The sequence below is a fragment of the Pseudomonas sp. Larv2_ips genome, assembly GCF_963879675.1.
GTDB lineage: Bacteria > Pseudomonadota > Gammaproteobacteria > Pseudomonadales > Pseudomonadaceae > Aquipseudomonas.
Genome location: NZ_CAWOAW010000037.1, coordinates 58,737 through 77,178, shown reverse-complemented (window position 1 = coordinate 77,178; position 18,442 = coordinate 58,737). Strand labels below are relative to the sequence as shown.

The 18,442-nt window shown below is 59.1% G+C and carries 19 protein-coding genes, 1 tRNA gene and 3 pseudogenes; 15 read left to right on the top strand and 8 right to left on the bottom strand.

Annotated elements, in window-relative coordinates; translation table 11 throughout:
- Positions 1–57: 57 nt before the first annotated feature.
- Positions 58–2,811 carry a response regulator gene (locus tag AACV02_RS28910; protein WP_119736237.1) on the bottom strand — a complete coding sequence of 918 codons (2,754 nt, stop codon included), beginning with the start codon at positions 2,809–2,811 and terminating at the stop codon, positions 58–60.
- Positions 2,812–3,016: 205 nt separating this feature from the next.
- On the opposite strand from AACV02_RS28910, the gene AACV02_RS28905 reads away from it, so the two are divergent.
- Complete coding sequence (locus tag AACV02_RS28905; RefSeq protein WP_119736235.1) at positions 3,017–3,742, top strand: response regulator transcription factor; 726 nt, start codon at positions 3,017–3,019, stop codon at positions 3,740–3,742.
- On the top strand, positions 3,729–5,087 hold the full coding sequence (locus AACV02_RS28900; RefSeq protein ID WP_119736233.1) for a sensor histidine kinase: 1,359 nt from the start codon (positions 3,729–3,731) through the stop codon (positions 5,085–5,087). Before AACV02_RS28905 ends, AACV02_RS28900 begins: the two co-directional genes overlap by 14 nt.
- A 6-nt stretch (positions 5,088–5,093) precedes the next feature.
- On the opposite strand, the gene AACV02_RS28895 is transcribed toward AACV02_RS28900, so the two are convergent.
- Positions 5,094–5,609, bottom strand: a complete 516-nt coding sequence (locus AACV02_RS28895; protein ID WP_119736231.1) for a DUF2062 domain-containing protein — start codon at positions 5,607–5,609, stop codon at positions 5,094–5,096.
- A 135-nt stretch (positions 5,610–5,744) separates the two neighbouring features.
- Between AACV02_RS28895 and AACV02_RS28890 the strand changes: the two genes are divergently transcribed.
- The 8 genes from AACV02_RS28890 to murB all read left to right on the top strand — a co-directional run bounded on the left by AACV02_RS28890 (position 5,745) and on the right by murB (position 12,601).
- Complete coding sequence (locus tag AACV02_RS28890; protein ID WP_119736229.1) at positions 5,745–7,970, top strand: DNA internalization-related competence protein ComEC/Rec2; 2,226 nt, start codon at positions 5,745–5,747, stop codon at positions 7,968–7,970.
- Between the two features lie 109 nt (positions 7,971–8,079).
- Complete coding sequence (locus AACV02_RS28885; RefSeq protein ID WP_106579832.1) at positions 8,080–8,715, top strand: MotA/TolQ/ExbB proton channel family protein; 636 nt, start codon at positions 8,080–8,082, stop codon at positions 8,713–8,715.
- Positions 8,712–9,140, top strand: a complete 429-nt coding sequence (locus AACV02_RS28880) for an ExbD/TolR family protein (protein WP_106579831.1) — start codon at positions 8,712–8,714, stop codon at positions 9,138–9,140. The genes AACV02_RS28885 and AACV02_RS28880 overlap by 4 nt, the downstream gene beginning before the upstream one ends.
- Positions 9,140–10,150, top strand: a complete 1,011-nt coding sequence (gene lpxK / locus AACV02_RS28875; protein WP_119736227.1) for a tetraacyldisaccharide 4'-kinase — start codon at positions 9,140–9,142, stop codon at positions 10,148–10,150. The genes AACV02_RS28880 and lpxK overlap by 1 nt, the downstream gene beginning before the upstream one ends.
- Before the next feature lie 24 nt (positions 10,151–10,174).
- Positions 10,175–10,360 (top strand): Trm112 family protein, encoded by a 186-nt coding sequence (locus AACV02_RS28870; protein ID WP_003174668.1) that lies wholly within the window; start codon positions 10,175–10,177, stop codon positions 10,358–10,360.
- Entirely contained in the window at positions 10,357–11,121 is a 765-nt protein-coding gene (gene kdsB / locus AACV02_RS28865; RefSeq protein ID WP_119736225.1) for a 3-deoxy-manno-octulosonate cytidylyltransferase, read from the top strand. The genes AACV02_RS28870 and kdsB overlap by 4 nt, the downstream gene beginning before the upstream one ends.
- Positions 11,121–11,585 carry a low molecular weight protein-tyrosine-phosphatase gene (locus tag AACV02_RS28860; RefSeq protein ID WP_119736223.1) on the top strand — a complete coding sequence of 155 codons (465 nt, stop codon included), beginning with the start codon at positions 11,121–11,123 and terminating at the stop codon, positions 11,583–11,585. The genes kdsB and AACV02_RS28860 overlap by 1 nt, the downstream gene beginning before the upstream one ends.
- The gene (gene murB / locus AACV02_RS28855; protein WP_119736221.1) at positions 11,582–12,601 is read left to right on the top strand and encodes a UDP-N-acetylmuramate dehydrogenase; all 1,020 of its coding nucleotides are present in this window, start codon (positions 11,582–11,584) and stop codon (positions 12,599–12,601) included. Before AACV02_RS28860 ends, murB begins: the two co-directional genes overlap by 4 nt.
- Before the next feature lie 62 nt (positions 12,602–12,663).
- Here the strand turns inward: murB and AACV02_RS28850 are convergent, their stop codons facing one another.
- Positions 12,664–13,335, bottom strand: coding sequence for a Bax inhibitor-1/YccA family protein (locus AACV02_RS28850; RefSeq protein ID WP_060755618.1), 672 nt, complete (start codon positions 13,333–13,335; stop codon positions 12,664–12,666).
- Positions 13,336–13,487: 152 nt separating this feature from the next.
- Between AACV02_RS28850 and AACV02_RS28845 the strand changes: the two genes are divergently transcribed.
- Positions 13,488–13,578, top strand: a tRNA-Ser gene (locus AACV02_RS28845).
- A gap of 115 nt (positions 13,579–13,693) precedes the next feature.
- On the opposite strand, the gene AACV02_RS28840 is transcribed toward AACV02_RS28845, so the two are convergent.
- Positions 13,694–13,906 carry a hypothetical protein gene (locus AACV02_RS28840; RefSeq protein WP_119736219.1) on the bottom strand — a complete coding sequence of 71 codons (213 nt, stop codon included), beginning with the start codon at positions 13,904–13,906 and terminating at the stop codon, positions 13,694–13,696.
- Between the two features lie 228 nt (positions 13,907–14,134).
- Positions 14,135–14,491: a hypothetical protein gene (locus AACV02_RS28835; RefSeq protein ID WP_119736217.1), complete on the bottom strand. Its 357-nt coding sequence runs from the start codon at positions 14,489–14,491 to the stop codon at positions 14,135–14,137.
- 189 nt (positions 14,492–14,680) lie between these two features.
- On the opposite strand from AACV02_RS28835, the gene AACV02_RS28830 reads away from it, so the two are divergent.
- On the top strand, positions 14,681–15,019 hold the full coding sequence (locus AACV02_RS28830) for a hypothetical protein (protein ID WP_372239721.1): 339 nt from the start codon (positions 14,681–14,683) through the stop codon (positions 15,017–15,019).
- A gap of 261 nt (positions 15,020–15,280) precedes the next feature.
- On the opposite strand, the gene AACV02_RS28825 is transcribed toward AACV02_RS28830, so the two are convergent.
- Positions 15,281–15,757 (bottom strand): hypothetical protein, encoded by a 477-nt coding sequence (locus tag AACV02_RS28825; protein ID WP_119736215.1) that lies wholly within the window; start codon positions 15,755–15,757, stop codon positions 15,281–15,283.
- Positions 15,754–16,332 (bottom strand): acyltransferase family protein, encoded by a 579-nt coding sequence (locus tag AACV02_RS28820; protein WP_256680270.1) that lies wholly within the window; start codon positions 16,330–16,332, stop codon positions 15,754–15,756. Before AACV02_RS28820 ends, AACV02_RS28825 begins: the two co-directional genes overlap by 4 nt.
- 165 nt (positions 16,333–16,497) lie before the next feature.
- Here AACV02_RS28820 and AACV02_RS28815 point away from each other — a divergent pair.
- The 3 genes and pseudogenes from AACV02_RS28815 to AACV02_RS28805 form a co-directional block, all read left to right on the top strand.
- Positions 16,498–16,815 (top strand): annotated as a pseudogene (locus tag AACV02_RS28815) (glycoside hydrolase family 19 protein); the annotation flags it as partial.
- Positions 16,815–17,006, top strand: a pseudogene (locus tag AACV02_RS28810) (DNA adenine methylase); the annotation flags it as partial. The pseudogenes AACV02_RS28815 and AACV02_RS28810, both read left to right, overlap by 1 nt.
- A gap of 78 nt (positions 17,007–17,084) precedes the next feature.
- Positions 17,085–17,693, top strand: coding sequence for an RBBP9/YdeN family alpha/beta hydrolase (locus AACV02_RS28805; protein ID WP_119736208.1), 609 nt, complete (start codon positions 17,085–17,087; stop codon positions 17,691–17,693).
- Positions 17,694–18,033: 340 nt separating this feature from the next.
- Here the strand turns inward: AACV02_RS28805 and AACV02_RS28800 are convergent.
- Positions 18,034–18,442 (bottom strand): annotated as a pseudogene (locus tag AACV02_RS28800) (SOS response-associated peptidase family protein); the annotation flags it as partial.

Here is an 18,442-nt window from a genome sequence, read left to right as displayed (position 1 = left end):
GACCCTTGAAGACAGGAGCAAACCCGCGCCGCAAGTGCCCGCGCTTATAAAATAAACTCAGGCGCTGACGCGCGCCTCACTGGCCAGGCGGGCAATCGCCATGTCCAGTTCATCCAGGGCCGCCATGGCCTTGGCGTCGTCCTGCTTGAGCAAGGTCTCGGCGCGTTGGCAGGCGGCGCGCAATTGCGGCACACCGCAGTAACGGGTGGCGCCGTGCAGCCGGTGGACGCGCTCAATCAGTGCATTGTTGTCTTTGGCTTCGCGGGCGACGGTGATCGCCAGGCGGTCGGCTTCCAGAGAGGCCAGCAGCATGGCGAGCATGTCGGCGGCCAGATCGGATTTGTTGGCCGCCAGACGCAGGCCTTCCTCATGGTCCAGTACCAACAGTTTCACGCCTGTGCCCGAACTGTCGTTGGTGCGTTCCGGGCCTTGGTTGCGCAGGGCCAGGCCGGTCCACTTCAGCACCACTTGGGCCAGTTGGCGTTCGCTGATGGGTTTGGTCAGGTAGTCGTCCATGCCGCTTTGCAGCAGCGCGCGTTTTTCGTTGGCCATGGCATGGGCGGTGAGGGCTACCACCGGCAACGGCGTACCGTGGCGCTCGCTTTCCCATTGGCGGATAGCCTCGGTGCTTTGGCGGCCGTCCATGCCGGGCATTTGTACGTCCATCAGCACCAGGTCGAATGTTTCCTGTTTCACCGCGTCAATGGCGGCATAACCGCTTTCTACCGCCTGCACCTTGGCGCCCATGTCTTCGAGCAGGGTTTGTACCAGCAGCAGGTTTGCCGGGTTGTCATCCACGCAGAGCACGCGCGGCGCGCGGCTGGACAGCGGCTCGCCGGGTTCGCTGCGCAATGGGCGCGGGCTGATCAGGTCGGCCAGTGCGCGGCGCAATTTGCGCGTGCAGGCGGGTTTGGCCTGCAACTGGCTGTTGGGGTTGGGCACTGATTGGTTGAACAGCATCTGTTCGGTGGTCGGGCACAGCACCAGCACTTTGCAGCCCAGATGTTCCAGGTCCCACAAATGCTGGTTGAGGCGTTCGGGCGGAATATCATTGGCCGTGACGCCGAGTACGGCAAGGTCGATGGCCTGCTCGGTCTGATGCGCGCTGGTGATGCCGTTGGTGAGGCTTTCCAGGGTGTTGAACGGCGTCACTTCCAGGCCGCAATCTTCCAGTTGGTGTTGCAGGGCCTGACGCGCCAGCTCGTGGTTTTCCAGCACCGCCACGCGACGCCCCAGCAGTGGCGCAGAGGGCAGGTCGTCGACGTCATCGCGGGTTTTCGGCAGGTTGAGGCTGATCCAGAATTCAGAGCCTTCTCCCGGCGTGCTGTCGACACCGATCTCACCGCCCATCTGCTCGATCAGTCGTTTCGAGATCACCAGGCCCAAGCCGGTACCGCCCGGTTGCCGTGACAGGGAATTGTCGGCCTGGCTGAACGCCTGAAACAGTGCGCGCACGTCCTGGTTGGACAAGCCGATGCCGGTGTCTTGCACACTGATGCGCAGCTGTACGCTGTCCTCCTGTTCGTCCTCGACCATCGCGCGGGCCACGATAGTGCCTTCGCGGGTGAACTTGATCGCATTGCTGATCAGGTCGGTGAGGATCTGCTTGAGTCGCAACGGGTCGCCGACCAGCGCCAACGGGGTGTCGCGGTACACCAGGCTGACCAGTTCCAACTGCTTGGCATGGGCGGCGGGCGCGAGGATGGTCAGGGTGTCTTGCAGCAAGTCGCGCAGGTTGAAAGGCACGCTGTCGAGTACCAGCTTGCCGGCCTCGATTTTCGAGAAGTCGAGAATTTCGTTGATGATGCCCAGCAGGTTGTCGGCGGACTTTTCGATGGTGCCCAGGTAGTCCAGTTGGCGCGGTGACAGTTCGCTTTTTTGCAACAAGTGAGTGAAACCGAGAATGCCATTGAGCGGGGTGCGGATTTCATGGCTCATGTTGGCCAGGAACTCCGACTTGATACGGCTGGCCTCCAGGGCCTCTTTGCGCGCCAGGTCCAGCTCGATGTTCTGGATTTCAATGGTTTCCAGGTTTTGGCGCACGTCTTCGGTGGCCTGATCGATGCTGTGCTGCAACTCTTCCTGGGCATTTTGCAGGGTTTCGGCCATGCGATTGATGCCCGAGGCCAACTGGTCCAGTTCCTGGCTGCCCAAGGGTGGCAAGCGGGTTTCCAGGTTGCCGTCCTTGAGTTGGGCCACGGCCAGCTTGATCTGGCCAATCGGCGAGTTGATCGTGCGGCTGATCCGCAGCGCAAGCGCGGCAGTGCAGATCAGGCCGATGGCGATCAACAGCAAGCTGGCGAACAGGCTGCGGTAGCCGCGCAACAACATGCCATTGTGCGACAGCTCTACCTCGACCCAGCCCAGCAAACGATCGGCTTCATCGGGGATCAGCTCGCCTGCGAGGTTGCGGTGGCGGCCAAATACCGGCAGCAGGTAGCGCGTGGCGTCATTGCCGGTGCGCTGCAGCAGGTGGGAGCTGTTACCGACGGGCGGCTGGTTGAGCATGGTCGGGCCGGCGTGCGCCAGGGGCGAGCGGTCCGGCGCCAGAAACGACACGGCACGCACGTCGGGTTGTTCCAGCGACTGGGTGGCGATGCGTTCCAGCAGGTCGGTGTTCTTGCTACTCAGGGCAGGGGCTACCAGCGGCGCCAACTGCTCGGCAATCATTTCGCCACGCTGCAGCAATTGGGTTTGCAACTCCGTGAGCTGCATCCAGGTGAAATAACCCCCCAACAACAGGGCCATCAGGCTGGTCGGTAATAAGGTCAGCAACAGTACGCGGCCTTTTATCCCCATTCTTCTAAGCACGCCACTCTCCTGCTACCACATTGTTTTCGATTATCTGCGCGGGCATCCGGCCCACGCCACCTGCGCAGTGTAGCCATTTGCGCGGTCTGGAATCTCGCAAATTAATGACATACCGCAATCTTCGGGCCATTGAGAGCCGGGTGGCGATTGCCTGGGGCAGTTTAATCTTGAATAATCAGCGATTGAGAATGACTTGCAGACGCTAATGACTCCCGCAGCTGGCTCACCCAGTATCCTGACAATCGAAGATGACCCTGTGCTGGGTGCTTATGTGCATGAGCATCTGGGCCGCTGTGGCTTCCAGGTGACCTGGTGCCAGAACGGCCAGCAAGGTCTGCAAATGGCCCGCGACCAGGCGTTCGACGTGGTGTTGATGGATATCCTGCTGCCCGGGATGGACGGGTTGTCGATCCTCACCCATCTGCGCCAGAACCATGCGATCCCGGTGATCCTGATGTCGGCGCTGGGCGCAGAAGCCGACCGTATCAGTGGCTTTCGCCTCGGTGCGGACGACTATCTGCCCAAGCCGTTCAGCATGATCGAGCTGCGGGTGCGCATTGAAGCGATCTTGCGCCGCGTGGCCCTGGATCGGCGCCCGCTGCCCACGCCTCGGGCGGTGCGCGACGACACTCGCACGCTGCGCTTTGACGACGAGCTGTGCGATGTCTTTTATCAGGCGCACTGGGCCGGGCTGACCCGCAGCGAATACCGCCTGTTGGAAACCCTGCACCGCAATGCTGACGAAGTGCTCAGCAAAGCCTTCCTCTATCAGCATGTGTTGCAGCGCGGTTATGCGCCCCACGACCGCAGTCTGGACATGCACGTCAGCCAGATTCGCCGCAAGCTCAAGGCCATCGGCTACAGCGAGTGTGAAGTGCGCACGGTGTGGGGCAAGGGTTACGTACTGAGCGGCCATGATGAAGGGCTTTGAGCGGTTGCCGGGCAAGCATTCGTTATTCTGGAAACTGGCCTGCCTGCTGATCGCTTTCTGTTTGCTGATGATTTGGCTCAGTTGGTCCTGGGGCCGCTACATGGAAGAGCAGAATGCCTACGTGGCCGAGGAGTCGCGCGAGATTCTGCGGGGTTATGCCGCGGGCGCCGAACTGGCCTGGAGTACCCAGGGCAGGGCAGGCGTGGATGCCTGGTTAGCGCTTATGGCCAAGCGTGAGTCCACGTGGATCGGTGTAATCGGCAACGACTTGCAGTCTTTGAGCAGCACGCCACTGAGTGACAAGGAAAGCCAGCGCCTGACCTTTCTGCGCGGGTTGGAGTGGCCGGTCAGCCGGCATGTCAAAGGCCTGCCGTGGATGAAAATCCCGTTTCCAGTCGACCCAGGTGCGGGTTCACTGGTGATTGAACTGCCCCAGCGTTTCATGCCTGGGCGCTACCAGCTGTTTTGGCGCGTGGTGACCAATGGCGTGATTCCCGGCCTGTTTACGCTGTTGCTGTGTATTGGGCTTTACCGGCTTTTGATCATGCCCCTCAATCAATTGCGTGAGCAGGCCAATGCCTGGCGCGCCGATCAATTGAATACGCGCATGTCGCGCGAGGCTACCAGCCGTCAGGACGAGCTGGGTGAACTGGGCCGGGCATTTGACCATATGTCCGAGCGCTTGCAGGGCACGGTGGTGTTGCAGCAACAACTGTTGCGGGACATGTCCCATGAGCTGCGCACACCGTTGAGCCGTTTGCGCGTGGCCTGCGACAGCGAACAGGATTTGACGCAGTTGCGTGAGCGCCTGGGCCGGGAAATCGATGCCATGCAGCGCCTGGTGGAAGACAGCCTGCAGCTGGCCTGGCTGGACAGCGAGCGCACGCCGTTGCCCAATGAAGATATTCAACTTCCGGCCCTGTGGGACATGCTGAGGGAAAACGCCTGCTTTGAAAGTGACTGGCCGGCGTCGCGTTTACCTTGCCGGTTGCCCGCAGACTGCTGGGTACAGGGCAACCTGAACGCGCTGGCTCAGGCCCTGGAAAACATCCTGCGTAACGCCATTCGGCATTCGCCCCCGCACGGGCGGGTGCAGCTTGATGGCTGTCGAGACGCTGATTACTGGCATATCTGGCTGGAGGATCAGGGCGCCGGCATTGATGAGCGTGACCTGGAGCGAATTTTCGCGCCTTTCACACGCTTGGAAGGGTCACGGCCCGGTGATGGCGGTTTCGGCCTGGGCCTGAGCATCGCCCGTAATGCCGTACAGCGTCAGGGCGGGCGTTTGTGGGCGGAAAATACCGGGCAAGGCCTGCGGGTCCATTTGCGTCTGTTGGCGCGTTAGCTTTTTTCACGCGCGACGCTGCTTGCGCTTCTTCCACTGGTGCGCGACCCACCAACGCCAATAGCCCATGGTCAGGCAGTAGGCCAGCGCGCCCAACACCAGCCCCAAGACCACCGACCCCAACAGGAATGGCTGCCACAGCGTGCTCAACTGGCCGCTGATCCACTCCCAGGTGAGGTTGTCCGGCAGGCTGCGCGGCGGCACGTTCATCAGCCAGGCACCGGTCAGGTAAGTGCAGATAAACACCACCGGCATGGTGATCGGGTTGGTCAGCCACACCAGGCTGACGGCGATAGGCATATTGCCGCGCACCACAATCGCCAGGATCGCGGCCAGCAACATCTGCAGCGGAATCGGGATGAATGCCGCGAACAGGCCCACCGCCATGGCGCGCGCTACGGAGTGCCGGTTCAGGTGCCAGAGGTTGGGGTCATGCAGCAACGTGCCGAGAAATCGTAAAGACTTGTGTTGCCTGATACTCGTGGGATCGGGCATGTACCGTTTGAATAAGCGCCGGGGCATAAGGGGTCCAGGTCAGTTCGAGGGGCAAGTATGCCCGCATTCTATAAACAGAAAATTCAGACTTTGTGACAAAACATCATCGGCAGCGCTGGGCGAGCGACTAAGACTGAGTGGATCACTTGCAAAGGATGATTCATGAAAATCGGCATGTTTGCGCTCGGACTTGGCCTGCTTTCGTTGCGACTTTTGCCCGCACTGGCGCCTACCGGATGGTTACTGGCCATTTGGGTGATTGCATTGATGTTGTTGCCTTTTCGCACCTACCCGGTGGCCTTTTTCCTGTTCGGATTGGGCTGGGCGTGCCTGAGCGCGCAGTGGGCGTTGGACGACCGTCTGAAGCCGGCGCTGGATGGTCAGACGCGCTGGGTAGAAGGCCGCGTGACCGGGTTGGCGCAGCAGACGAGCACCGGCGTACGGTTTGAACTGACCGACGGTCGGTCACGCACAGCCCGCTTACCCAAACGTATTCGGGTGTCCTGGCACGGTGGCCCGCCAGTCAACAGCGGTGAGCGTTGGCGCCTGGCGATCACGTTGAAGCGGCCCACGGGGCTGCTCAACTTTCACGGTTTTGACCACGAAGCCTGGCTCCTGGCCCAACGTATCGGGGCCACGGGATCGGTCAAGGACGGCCAGCGCCTGGCGCCAGCCCGCAATGCCTGGCGCGATGCTGTCCGGCAACGCTTGGCGGCGGTGGACGCCCAAGGGCGCGAGGCGGGTTTGGCGGCGTTGGTATTGGGCGATGGCTCTGGGCTGGCTGCCAGCGACTGGCAGGTATTGCAGGACACCGGAACCGTGCACCTGCTGGTGATTTCCGGCCAGCACATCGGCTTGCTGGCGGGGTTGATCTACGGTCTGGTGGCCGGGCTCGCCCGCCACGGCTGTTGGCCTCGAGCCTTGCCGTGGCTGCCATGGGCGTGTGGCCTGGCCTTTGCCGCCGCGCTGGGATACGGCCTGTTGGCTGGGTCTGGTGTGCCGGTACAACGGGCCTGTGTGATGGTTGGCCTGGTATTGCTGTGGCGTTTGCGCTTCCGGCATCTGGGGATCTGGTGGCCACTGTTGTTGGCGCTCGACGCCGTGCTGGTGCTGGAACCGTTGGCGAGTTTGCAGCCGGGGTTCTGGTTGTCGTTCGCGGCCGTCGCGGTGCTGGTACTGGCCTTCAGCGGGCGCTTGGGGCCATGGAGTCTTTGGCACGCATGGACGCGTCCACAGTGGTTGATTGCCATCGGTTTATTTCCGTTACTGCTGGTGCTGGGCTTGCCTGTAAGCCTGAGCGCGCCAGTGGCGAATCTGTTTGCCGTGCCATGGATCAGCCTGGTGGTATTGCCATTGGCGCTGCTGGGGACTGCGCTGCTGGCGATTCCGTTTGTGGGTGAAAGCTTGCTGTGGCTGGCCGGCGGCGCACTTGATGGGCTTTTCAGGGCCCTGACGCTGCTGGCGAGCCAGCAGCCCGCCTGGATACCGGCCGAGGTGCCCCTGGTGTATTGGTGTGTAAGCCTGGCGGGCGCGGTGTTGTTGCTGCTGCCCCAAGGCCTGCCGTTTCGGCTGCTGGGCTGGCCAATGCTGCTGCTGGCGGTCTTTCCACCCAGGCAGCCCGTGCCTGTCGGGCAGGTTGAAGTGGTGCAGTTGGATGTCGGCCAGGGACAGGCGCTGGTCCTGCGCACGCGTCATCACACCTTGCTTTACGATGCGGGGCCGCGTTCCGGCGAGTTTGACCTTGGCGCGCGTGTGGTGCTGCCCGCGTTGAAAAAGCTCGGGGTCGAGACCTTGGACCTGTTGGTGATCAGCCATGCTCACGCGGACCACGCGGGCGGTGCGGCAGCAGTTGCCCAAGGGCTTGCAGTCCAGCGGGTAATCGGAGGAGAAACCCAAGGCTTGCCGGCATTGCTCGATGCCCAACCCTGTGTCAGTGGCGAGCAATGGGAGTGGGACGGTGTGGCGTTTGAATTGTGGCAGTGGCCTGGCGCCACTAGCAGCAATCCGAAATCCTGTGTATTGGGTGTAAGGGCCAACGGCGAACGCCTGCTGTTGACCGGCGATATTGACCGCGCTGCCGAACGGGCCTTCCTCGCGTCCCCCCTGGCGGTACGGACCGATTGGCTGCAGGCGCCGCATCATGGCAGTCGCAGTTCTTCATCCTGGCCCTTGCTGGAACAACTTGCGCCCAAATCGGTCCTGATCTCACGGGGGCGTGGCAACGCGTTCGGTCATCCGCACCCGCAAGTGCTGGCGCGTTATCAGGCGTTGGGCAGTCGCGTGTACGACAGCGCCGAGCAAGGCGCCGTGCGGGTGCAATTGGGCGCCTTTCAACCACCTGATGTTGCTCGCAGTCAACGCCGCTTCTGGCGTGACGCGTTACCCTAAACCAACATCGCCCAGGGCCCGGGCCCGCGACGGGCGGGCCGGTGGCTGACGAGCCCCGCTGACGAACCTATATGGTAAAGTGGCGCACTTTTTCGAGGGGACATTCACTGTGTGGGAATTGGTCAAATCCGGCGGCTGGATGATGTTGCCGATCATCTTGAGCTCCATCGCCGCACTCGGCATCGTCGCCGAACGCCTGTGGACCCTGCGTGCCAGCCGCATCACGCCCGAGCATTTGCTGGGGCAGGTGTGGGGCTGGATCAAAAACAAGCAACTGGATAAAGACAAACTCAAGGAATTGCGCGCCAACTCCCCCCTGGGTGAAATCCTGGCTGCCGGCCTTGCCAACTCCAAACATGGTCGCGAGATCATGAAAGAGTGCATTGAGGAAGCCGCCGCCCGGGTCATCCACGAGATGGAGCGCTATATCAATGCGCTCGGCACCATCGCGGCCATGGCGCCATTGCTTGGCCTGCTGGGTACGGTGCTGGGCATGATTGATATTTTCAGCTCGTTCATGGGCTCAGGTATGACCACTAATGCCGCGGTATTGGCAGGCGGTATCTCCAAGGCCCTGATTACCACGGCTGCGGGCCTGATGGTCGGTATTCCTTCGGTGTTTTTCCACCGTTTCCTGCAACGCCGCATCGATGAACTCGTCGTCGGTATGGAGCAGGAAGCGATCAAACTGGTGGAAGTGGTGCAGGGCGATCGTGATGTCGATTTCGTCGAGGGCCGGGTGTGAAATTTCGCCGCAAGCAACGGGAAAACGTTGATATCAACCTCGCGTCGCTGATTGACGTGGTGTTCATCCTGCTGCTGTTCTTCGTCGTCACCACCACGTTCACCCGGCAAACCCAGCTGCGTGTCGACTTGCCGGAAGCGGTGAGCGGCTCGCCGGCCGAGGACCAGGATGCCAAGCAATTGGATATTGCCATCAGCGCCGACGGGGTGTTTTCGGTGAATAACCAATTGCTTGAGAAAAATGACCTCACCAGCCTGATGGACGCCTTGCAGAAAGAATCCGGCGGCGATACAAACATGCCACTTTCGATCAGTGCAGACGGCAAAACCCAGCATCAAGCCGTGATCACCGCGATGGATGCTGCCGGCAAGCTCGGCTTCACGCATCTGCGCATGACCACCGTAGAGGCGGCGGCCCAACCCTGATGACCATGTCCGATCGTTTGCTCAAGGCCTGGTACGAAGGCCACCCGGCACTCACGCTGCTGCGGCCGCTGGAGTCTTTGTATCGCCGCGTGGTGCAGCGCAAACGTGCGCGTTTTCTGGCGGGCGAGGGCGCGATCTATCAATCGCCGGTACCGGTGGTGGTGGTCGGTAATATCACTGTGGGCGGCACGGGCAAAACGCCGCTGATTCTGTGGCTTATCGATCACTGCCGGCGCAGTGGTTTGCGGGTAGGGGTGGTCAGTCGCGGTTACGGTGCCAAACCGCCGCAGTTGCCGTGGCGGGTCGAGGCGAGCCAAAGCCCTGAAGTGGCCGGTGACGAGCCGTTGCTGATCGTGCAGCGCAGCGGCGTCCCGCTGATGATTGACCCAGACCGCAGTCGCGCGGTGAAAGCGCTGCTGGCCAGCGAGCCCCTTGACCTGATTCTTTCCGACGACGGCCTGCAGCATTACCGCCTGGCCCGAGACCTTGAACTGGTGTTGATCGACGCCGCCCGTGGCCTCGGCAACCGCCGTTGCTTGCCGGCCGGGCCTTTGCGTGAGCCGGTCGAGCGTCTGCAGAGTGTCGATGCGCTGCTCTATAACGGTGCCGCGTCCGATCGCGAGGATGGCTTCGCCTTCCGTCTGCAACCCACGGCGCTGATCAATTTGAAAACCGGTGAGCGCCAGCCCGTCGATTATTTTCCGGTGGGCCAGCAGGTCCATGCGGTCGCGGGTATTGGCAACCCGCAGCGTTTCTTCACTACCCTTGAAACGCTACACTGGCTGCCGATACCGCATGCGTTTGCCGACCACGCGCCCTACAGCGCCGATGTCTTGAATTTTACGCCGGCATTGCCGCTGGTCATGACCGAAAAGGACGCGGTGAAGTGCCGCGCCTTTGCCCGTCCCGACTGGTGGTACCTTGCAGTGGATGCGCTGCCGTCACCGGCGTTTGTCGCCTGGTTCGACACGCAACTGATGCGCTTGCTGCCCGCCCGACTCTTGCCTTAAATCGCTTTTACCCAGGAAACGCTCATGGACACCAAACTGCTCGACATCCTCGCTTGCCCGATCTGCAAAGGCCCGCTCAAGCTAAGCGCCGACAAAACCGAGCTGATCAGCAAAGGCGCCGGCCTGGCTTACCCGATCCGCGATGGCATCCCGGTGATGCTGGAGAGCGAAGCCCGTACCCTGACCACCGATGAGCGTCTGGATAAATGACCACCGCCTTTACCGTTGTCATTCCTTCGCGCTACGCATCGACCCGCTTGCCGGGTAAGCCGCTGCAATTGATCGGCAACAAGCCGATGATCCAGCTGGTGTGGGAGCAGGCCTGCAAAAGCAGCGCCGAACGGGTCGTGGTGGCCACCGATGACCCGCGCATCATCGAGGCCTGCAAAGGTTTTGGCGCTGAAGCGGTGTTGACCCGCGAAGACCACAATTCCGGCACCGACCGCCTGGCCGAAGTCGCCACACAGTTGGGCTTGGCGGCGGATGCAATTGTAGTCAACGTGCAGGGCGACGAGCCATTGATCCCGCCGAGCGTGATCGATCAGGTCGCCGCCAACCTGGCTGCCCATGGCGAAGCGCGCATGGCGACCCTGGCCGAGCCTATTGAAGACATCGACACCCTGTTCAACCCGAACGTGGTCAAGGTGGTCAGCGACATCAATGGACTGGCGCTGACCTTCAGCCGCTCGACCCTGCCCTGGGCGCGCGATGCGTTTGCCAAGCGCCGCGACGTCTTGCCGGAGGGCGTGCCTTACCGCCGCCACATCGGTATCTATGCCTATCGCGCAGGTTTCCTGCATGACTTTGTCAGCTGGGGCCCGTGCTGGTTGGAAAACACCGAATCTCTGGAGCAACTGCGTGCCTTGTGGCATGGCGTGCGTATCCATGTAGACGACGCGCTGGAAGCACCGCCGGCCGGTGTCGATACCCACGAAGACCTTGAGCGCGTCCGTCGCCTGCTGGGGGCCTGATGGAGGTTCTGTTTGTCTGCCTGGGCAACATCTGTCGTTCGCCCACCGCCGAGGGCGTATTGCGCCATAAACTGCGCGAAGCGGGCTTGGCAGGCCAGGTCGAAGTGGCGTCTGCGGGCACCGGTGAATGGCATGTCGGCAACCCGCCGGACCAGCGTAGCCAGAGTGCGGCGTTGCTGCGCGGGTATGATCTGTCGGCTCAGCGTGCCCAACAGGTCTCGCGTGCCGACTTTGCACGTTATGACCTGATTCTGGCCATGGACCACAGCAACCTGCGCAACCTCAAGGCGCTGCACCCCGGGCAGGGTAAAGCAGAGCTGGACTTGTTCCTGCGCCGTTTTGAGTCTGAAGTGGACGACGTGCCAGACCCTTACTACGAAGGTGAACAAGGCTTTGAACGGGTTCTTGACCTGATCGAGCGCGCCTGTGATTTATTGGTGATCGAATTGAAGGGGCGGTTATGACCTTGCACGTGCTTGCGCAGGTATCGCTCAAGCCATTCAACAGCTTTGGCATCGACGTACGCGCCCAATTGTTTGCCGAGGCCCATAGTGACGCCGATGTCCGCGAGGCCCTGGCTTATGCGACTGCGCACGCAGTGCCGCTGCTGGTGATCGGTGGCGGCAGCAACTTATTGCTGACCCAGGACGTTCAAGCGTTGGTGTTGCGCATGGCGACCCAAGGCATTCGCGTGTTGCAGGATGATGGGCAGCAGGTGGTGGTCGAGGCCGAAGCGGGCGAAGCGTGGCACCCGTTTGTACTGTGGACCCTGGAGCACGGTTTCTGCGGTCTGGAAAACCTCAGCCTGATCCCCGGCACTGTCGGTGCCGCGCCGATGCAGAACATTGGTGCCTATGGTGTAGAGATCAAGGATGTGTTTGCCGGCCTGACTGCTCTGGACCGCCAAACGGGCGAGCTGCGCGACTTCAGCCTGCAAGAGTGCAACTTCGCTTACCGCGACAGCCTGTTCAAACACGAAACCGGGCGCTGGTTGATTCTGCGCGTGCGTTTTGCCTTGAGTCGCACCAGTCACCTGAAGCTCGACTACGGCCCGGTGCAGCAACGCCTGGCCGGGCAGGGGATCACCGAGGCGACGCCCAGCGACGTCAGCCGCGCAATCTGCAGCATCCGCCGCGAAAAACTGCCGGACCCGGCGGAGCTGGGTAATGCCGGGAGCTTTTTCAAGAACCCGCTGGTGTCTCAAGCGCTTGCCGCAGAGCTACAGGCGCTGTATCCGGACCTGGTGGCTTACCCGCAGGCTGACGGGCAGATGAAACTCGCGGCCGGCTGGCTGATCGATAAGGCCGGCTGGAAGGGCTTTCGTGATGGCGATGCGGGCGTGCATAAGATGCAAGCACTGGTGCTGGTCAACTATGGTGCGGCGACAGGGCACGATATTGCCGACCTGGCGCTGCGTATCCAGCAGGACATTGCTGAACGCTTCAAGGTTGAGCTGGAAATGGAACCTAATCGGTATTGAACCGTTAGAAGCAAAAATGCCCCGCATCTTTCGATGCGGGGCATTTTTTATGGCGCTAGCAATCAGTCATCACGGCCCATGATGCCGAAGATCTGCAACAGGCTGATGAACAGGTTGTAGATCGATACATACAGGCTGATGGTCGCCATGATGTAGTTGCGCTCACCGCCGTGGATGATGGCGCTGGTCTGGAACAGGATGCAAACAGAGGAGAACAGCACAAACCCTGCGCTGATCGCCAACTGCAGGCCGCTGATCTGGAAGAACATGCCTGCGACCACTGCTGCCAGCAACACGAAGAAGCCAGCGGTGATGAAACCGCCCAGGAAACTCATGTCCTTGCGGCTGATCAGCACGTAGGCCGACAGACCACCAAAGACCAGGGCCGTCATGGCAAACGCCGAGCTGACCACTTCCGCGCCGCCGGCCATGCCGAGGTAACGGTTGAGGATCGGGCCGAGGATAAAGCCCATGAAACCCGTCAAGGCAAACGCCGACACCAGACCCCAGGCCGAGTCACGCAGCTTGTTGGTCAGGAAAAACAGACCGTAGAAACCGATCAATACGACAAAGATATTCGGGTAGCCAACGCGCATTTGCTGCGCTACATACGCCATTACGCCGCTGAATGCGAGGGTAAGGGCGAGCAAGCCGTACGTATTGCGCAACACGCGGCTGACTTCAAGCTGCTCAGCCTGCGCGTTACCATTCACTGCGTAATTCTGTTCGCGCATGGCGACACTCCTTCAGTTTTGAAACGTTCAGTCGCAAAGATCATAACAGACGCTCTGTAACAAGCGATGCCGAGAGTTTGACAGTGTGTTTCATTCGGGTATTATGGCGCCCGCTGACACGGGAAGGGCTACTATAATCCTGTGACGCAAAAGGGAAATTGGCAGAGTGGTTGAATGCACCGGTCTTGAAAACCGGCGAACGTTAATAGCGTTCCCAGGGTTCGAATCCCTGGTTTCCCGCCAAGATTTACACAAAAGCCTCGCGAAAGCGGGGCTTTTGCGTTTCTGGGGCAAGTGGATTTCGTCACCAGTTTCCGCAGGCGTTCCACAACTAATGCGGGAGTGTTCCATAACTTTTCTACTTTGACGGCTTCGCGGTCGCTCCGACCCTCCTGTAAACCCTCTGCGTGATTTCATGCTCGCCATGCCCCAGCAGCGGGCTTGCATCCCCAATATCGAGGATTTCCGGCAGCGCTTCAGGGCGAATGTCCCGAAACTGAACCCTGGCGATCTTGGCTGCAAGCAGTGGGTTGCCCTGGTCGATCGCCTTCAGTCGAGCCAAGCGCAACATCCGTTTTCATCCGTTTTTCATGCCTGTTGATCAGCAGGTACTTGGATGGCCGACATTCCGTTCAGTTATCTCCCTGATTAATTTCCCAAGACTGTTTTCCCCGGTTCTGTACGCATCAGGATCCTCAGTTCCAGCCCGGTTTTCCCTTGCGTGACCAGAAAGTAATCACCCTCAGTATCGTCGCTGCGCATGATGATCACGTCAGCTGTCCGCTGACCGGTTAATAACTCAGATCCATGGCTTCCTTCCGTTCAGGCTCGCCATCCCGTATACCGCATCCCAGACCACTGCGTGTGCGTAGTAGTCGCATGCCAGCTCCTTACTCTTCCTGACGCCTTGGCAGGGATTCTCTTGCTCGGTAAGTCCCCACTCGCGAGCTATATTGAACACATGCAAAAGAAGGGCGATTTCCCTGTTGGCGCGAACCTTGGCCGTTCGGGCATCGCGATAGCCGGCGATGTTGGCTGGCGTGATCGAGTCGATGGGCGCGCTATCGAACGTCCGCCTGAATTGTTTGAGCTCTGCCAGGTATTGGTCTGTGTCCGATTGCCCTTTTCGGGATGACGTCCCGATCACAGCGGTCAAAAATGTCCTTCATGATCGTCAGGTCGCCCGGTTTATCTTTGGCCTCCCGTTTTGCCCATTTGAGTCGAGCTTCGTCCAGGTCCTTGCCGATGGCATCGGGTGCGGGCGGGGCTTACACGGCGAACGCTTATAACCTCAACTTGACCGGCTCAAATGTTTACGTGTATCGGCGCAACGTACGTGCGCACGATGACACTGTTCGGCGCTGACTACCGCTTCAAGAAATATATCAAGGACGCGCCCAATGCATCATGCTTGGAGCGTATCGACGCTTACCGGATCGTCACCTGCCAGCGCAAACCGTTTGGCGATGTGTTCAAAGGGGATGACGTCGTTTATCAAGGGCTGATCGTGCACGAGGCGCAGGTGGTCAATACGCTTGCCGTCACCAGCGAAAAAGATGGGGTTGGCGACGATGGCCAACCCCGCGTTCAGCAACTCGAACCGGTGGCATTGATCACGGACTTGATGGGAGCTGTCAAAGAATTGCGCGCAGAGCTCGCTGCGTTGAAGGCTGCACAGGCTTAGGCGGAGCCGGCCGTGACAAACAAGCACACCGATCTCAGCTGGTGTTTGTGAAAGCATCAGCATTGCGCTTCCTCTTCGCACGTTCCCCGAACCTCCAAGGTTGCAACGCTGTCAATTGACATGAATTCGATTTACTGCAAGTGGCAGTATCTGCGGTCGTCGTCTGCAAGCCGCGTCACCTTCCTTCTTGTTGCAGCATCCCAAACGAGTAGCGTGCCAGCTGAACCTATTGAAGTTTCTGTCAACGCTAAAGGCATTCAGTCATGCAGCGCTGGCTTCCCCGATTGGGCCAGCCGGTCTGCGTTTGGCTAGTTTTGCACCAATTCGGTTGAAGGTTTTCTCAACATATCTATTAAGCCCGTAACAGATTAAAAACAAGATTATCAGTATTTGAATCTGTCTAAACTGTGTGCCTACTCCAAAATAGCTGAGCGCCATATCTATGTATATCCAAACCCAGTTATGCATTAAGTATACAGAGAAGGTCAGCTCTGCAAGAAAGCTGACTGCAAAATTTGGTGCAACTTTAGTTCGAAGAACCCAGAACCCAAGAAAAAACATAACGCCAAAGGCCATATAGTTTGACTCTTTCCAGCCGGGCACTAATTTCGCGCTCATAATCAGAAACATCACGAATATAATGGTCATAAGCCCTATGCACTTTGCTCGAATTGCTTGATGGCTCTCTGCCAACATGATCAGCGAGCCGAATATGAGCAAAGGCGCATAAGCAGTCACGTAAGCGAGCGTCCACGTCCATGCACCAGGAAAGGGCTTGATAGATAAAGTCCGGCCAACGCTACGAGATATACGGCTGGCAAGTGCCTGCATGTGCGAAAAAAACCAGCGTATTTTAAAACCGCCATGAACGCATAGAAAAGCACCTCAATCCGCAACGTCCATTCGACGCCGTGCAATCCGTTCAATGTTCCATTGAAGTCTCCCACCAGCAGGAGGCGGCTGATCACTTCTTTTGTGCTTGCCGGATAAAGACCATAACCCCAGTAACCGGCGAGGTATTCGGCGACTACTGCAATCATATAGAGTGGGTATATTCGAAAGACGCGCTTCACCAAGAACTCTTTTGGCTCTTCCTTCGCCAACACCTTGGTGATGATGTAGCCAGACGTCAGAAAGAAGACTACTACGCCTGCGGCACCGCCCAGGCATAGAGGCATCAGCATCTGCGCTAATGCCCTAAAAGTTATGTGAACCTCCGGCGAGCTGGCCATCCAAATTAGATCATCATAGAACTTGTGCCCGATCATCACGCTCATGAAGGCAAAGACCCTCATGTAATCAAGAAAGACAATTCTTCCCTTTATGTTCTCAGATATTCCATCACCTGGGTTTGATTTTAAGGCGTTGTGCTATTGGTTTGGCGGCGATTCTACAAGCGATCTCCTAACGTGTCACAAACAATACAGAAGCTTATTATGAGCCCGCCTGGTGCGGTTTTTTCCGTCTGGAGAAAAGCTATGCCCATCACTGAGCAGCAGTTGCTGCGGATCATCCCTAACGCCGGCCGTCAAGCCGGCGTTTTCGTTCCTGGGCTGGACACGGTCAGTGGCCGTTATGGCATCGTCGGTAAGCTGCACGTGGCCGCGTTCATCGCCCAGGTTTGGCGTGAGTCGGGGCAACTGCGCTACGTGCGCGAGATCTGGGGACCCACGGCGCAGCAGGCAGGCTATGAAGGTCGCGCCGATCCGGGCAACACCGTTAAGGGGGACAGTTCCAAACCCCGTGGCCGCGGCCTAATTCAGATCACCGGGCGAGCTAACTATGCCGCGTGGGGTTCGAGGTGTACGAACAAAGGGTTGAGTTCATGCGCGCCTGCGAAGGAAAGGTAATGGTGGGCATCAACGATCACCTAGATATTCGGCGGATGTTTGAGGAGTTCCGGATTGAGACGATGGATATTCGTTACAGCACAGCGAATCCGCGACAGGGGAAAGCAGCGATCATGAACTGGGCGCCGGATCTCTAGGCTTTGACATCCGCGCCGGTCGACAGCAGAAAGTGTAGTATCAGCGGCCGACCAATCCGCTAATTTCTGATACCCAATATGTATGCAGTCAACAGAACATCGAACCGCTATGACGGCAAACACATTGTAGTTGTGCATGGTTACACTGCCTCGCCCGATGTGAACTGGTTTCCTTGGTTGGCGAAGGTGCTACGGGCGCAAGGCGCGCGAGTCAGCATTCCAGCTATGCCTGATTCGTTCAATCCCGATCCAATAAAGTGGGCATTGGCGTTGCAGCAATCACTGCCAGCAGTCGACACAAACACAATTCTCATAGGGCATAGCCTTGGATGCATCACTGCTTTACGGCATTTGTTGTCCCTACCCGCACACACCCTAGCTGGCGGAGTCTTGCTGGTCTCCGGCTTTGATAGAACGGTGTCTACGCTGCCAGAACTTCACGCCTTCACAGATGCGCCGCTAGACCACGCGGAAGTTTGCCGTCGTACACAGAAAATCATCTCGCTGTTTTCCGATAACGATTCAATTGTTGAGCCGAAAGCATCAATCGAACTTTCTCGCCATCTAAAGGCCGAGCAGCAAGTCGTTAGTGGCGGCGGACATTTTCTCGATCGCGAGGGATTTGTACAGTTTCCAGAAGTACATGCGGCTATTGCGAGGCTTCTTGAGCACCAGACAAAGGTTTAGCCGCTGGTGTACCCCTGTCAGTGTTTACGTTCCCCGAAGACATTCGACAGCTGCCTTGGAATGAGAGACGGAGATTCGCATGGGAGTTCTGTGAACCTGCTCAAGGTCGTTATCTGCCGGCCGTTACGATTGCGTCTGTTGGTCAAGTCGATGCAAGCGGCGGGTCAGCACGAGTGCAATTGACTGGTCGGTGGCAGTCCAGGTGGGTGGTCAAGTTCATGCAGCTACGCAAACCTGCGCAAAATCGCAAGTTGACAGCTGACGACAAAATCAACGCGAAATATTCCCGAAGTGATCCCTGGTGCAGCGGCATGTTCGCTTCGGGCGTGCCAGGCGTACGTCAAGGCTTTTGCTCACTGATTGGCTGGATCAACTCCGGCCCGTTGTTTCTCACATTTCCGATTGCGGTGTCGACTTTGAACCACTCGAACACCTCAGACGGTTCGCCTTGGTGCAAAACCATCTGCTCGGCACGCCCCTTGGGCGTGGCCGGGTCAATCCATTCCTGCGCAAGTTCCGGCGTCAACACCACCGGCCGCCGGTCGTGGACGTCCACCATCCCGCCGGCGCTGTCGGCGGTGATGATGACAAAACCGTCGTGCTCGCCTGGGCCTTCATCAGCGTCAGGCAGTTGGCCGATGGCGGCGCAGAAGATCGGAGCGCCATCGCGGCGCCGGATCAGGTAGGGCTGCTTTTTGGGGCCACCTTCGTCAACCCACTCAAACCAGTTATCGATGGGCGTGATTGCC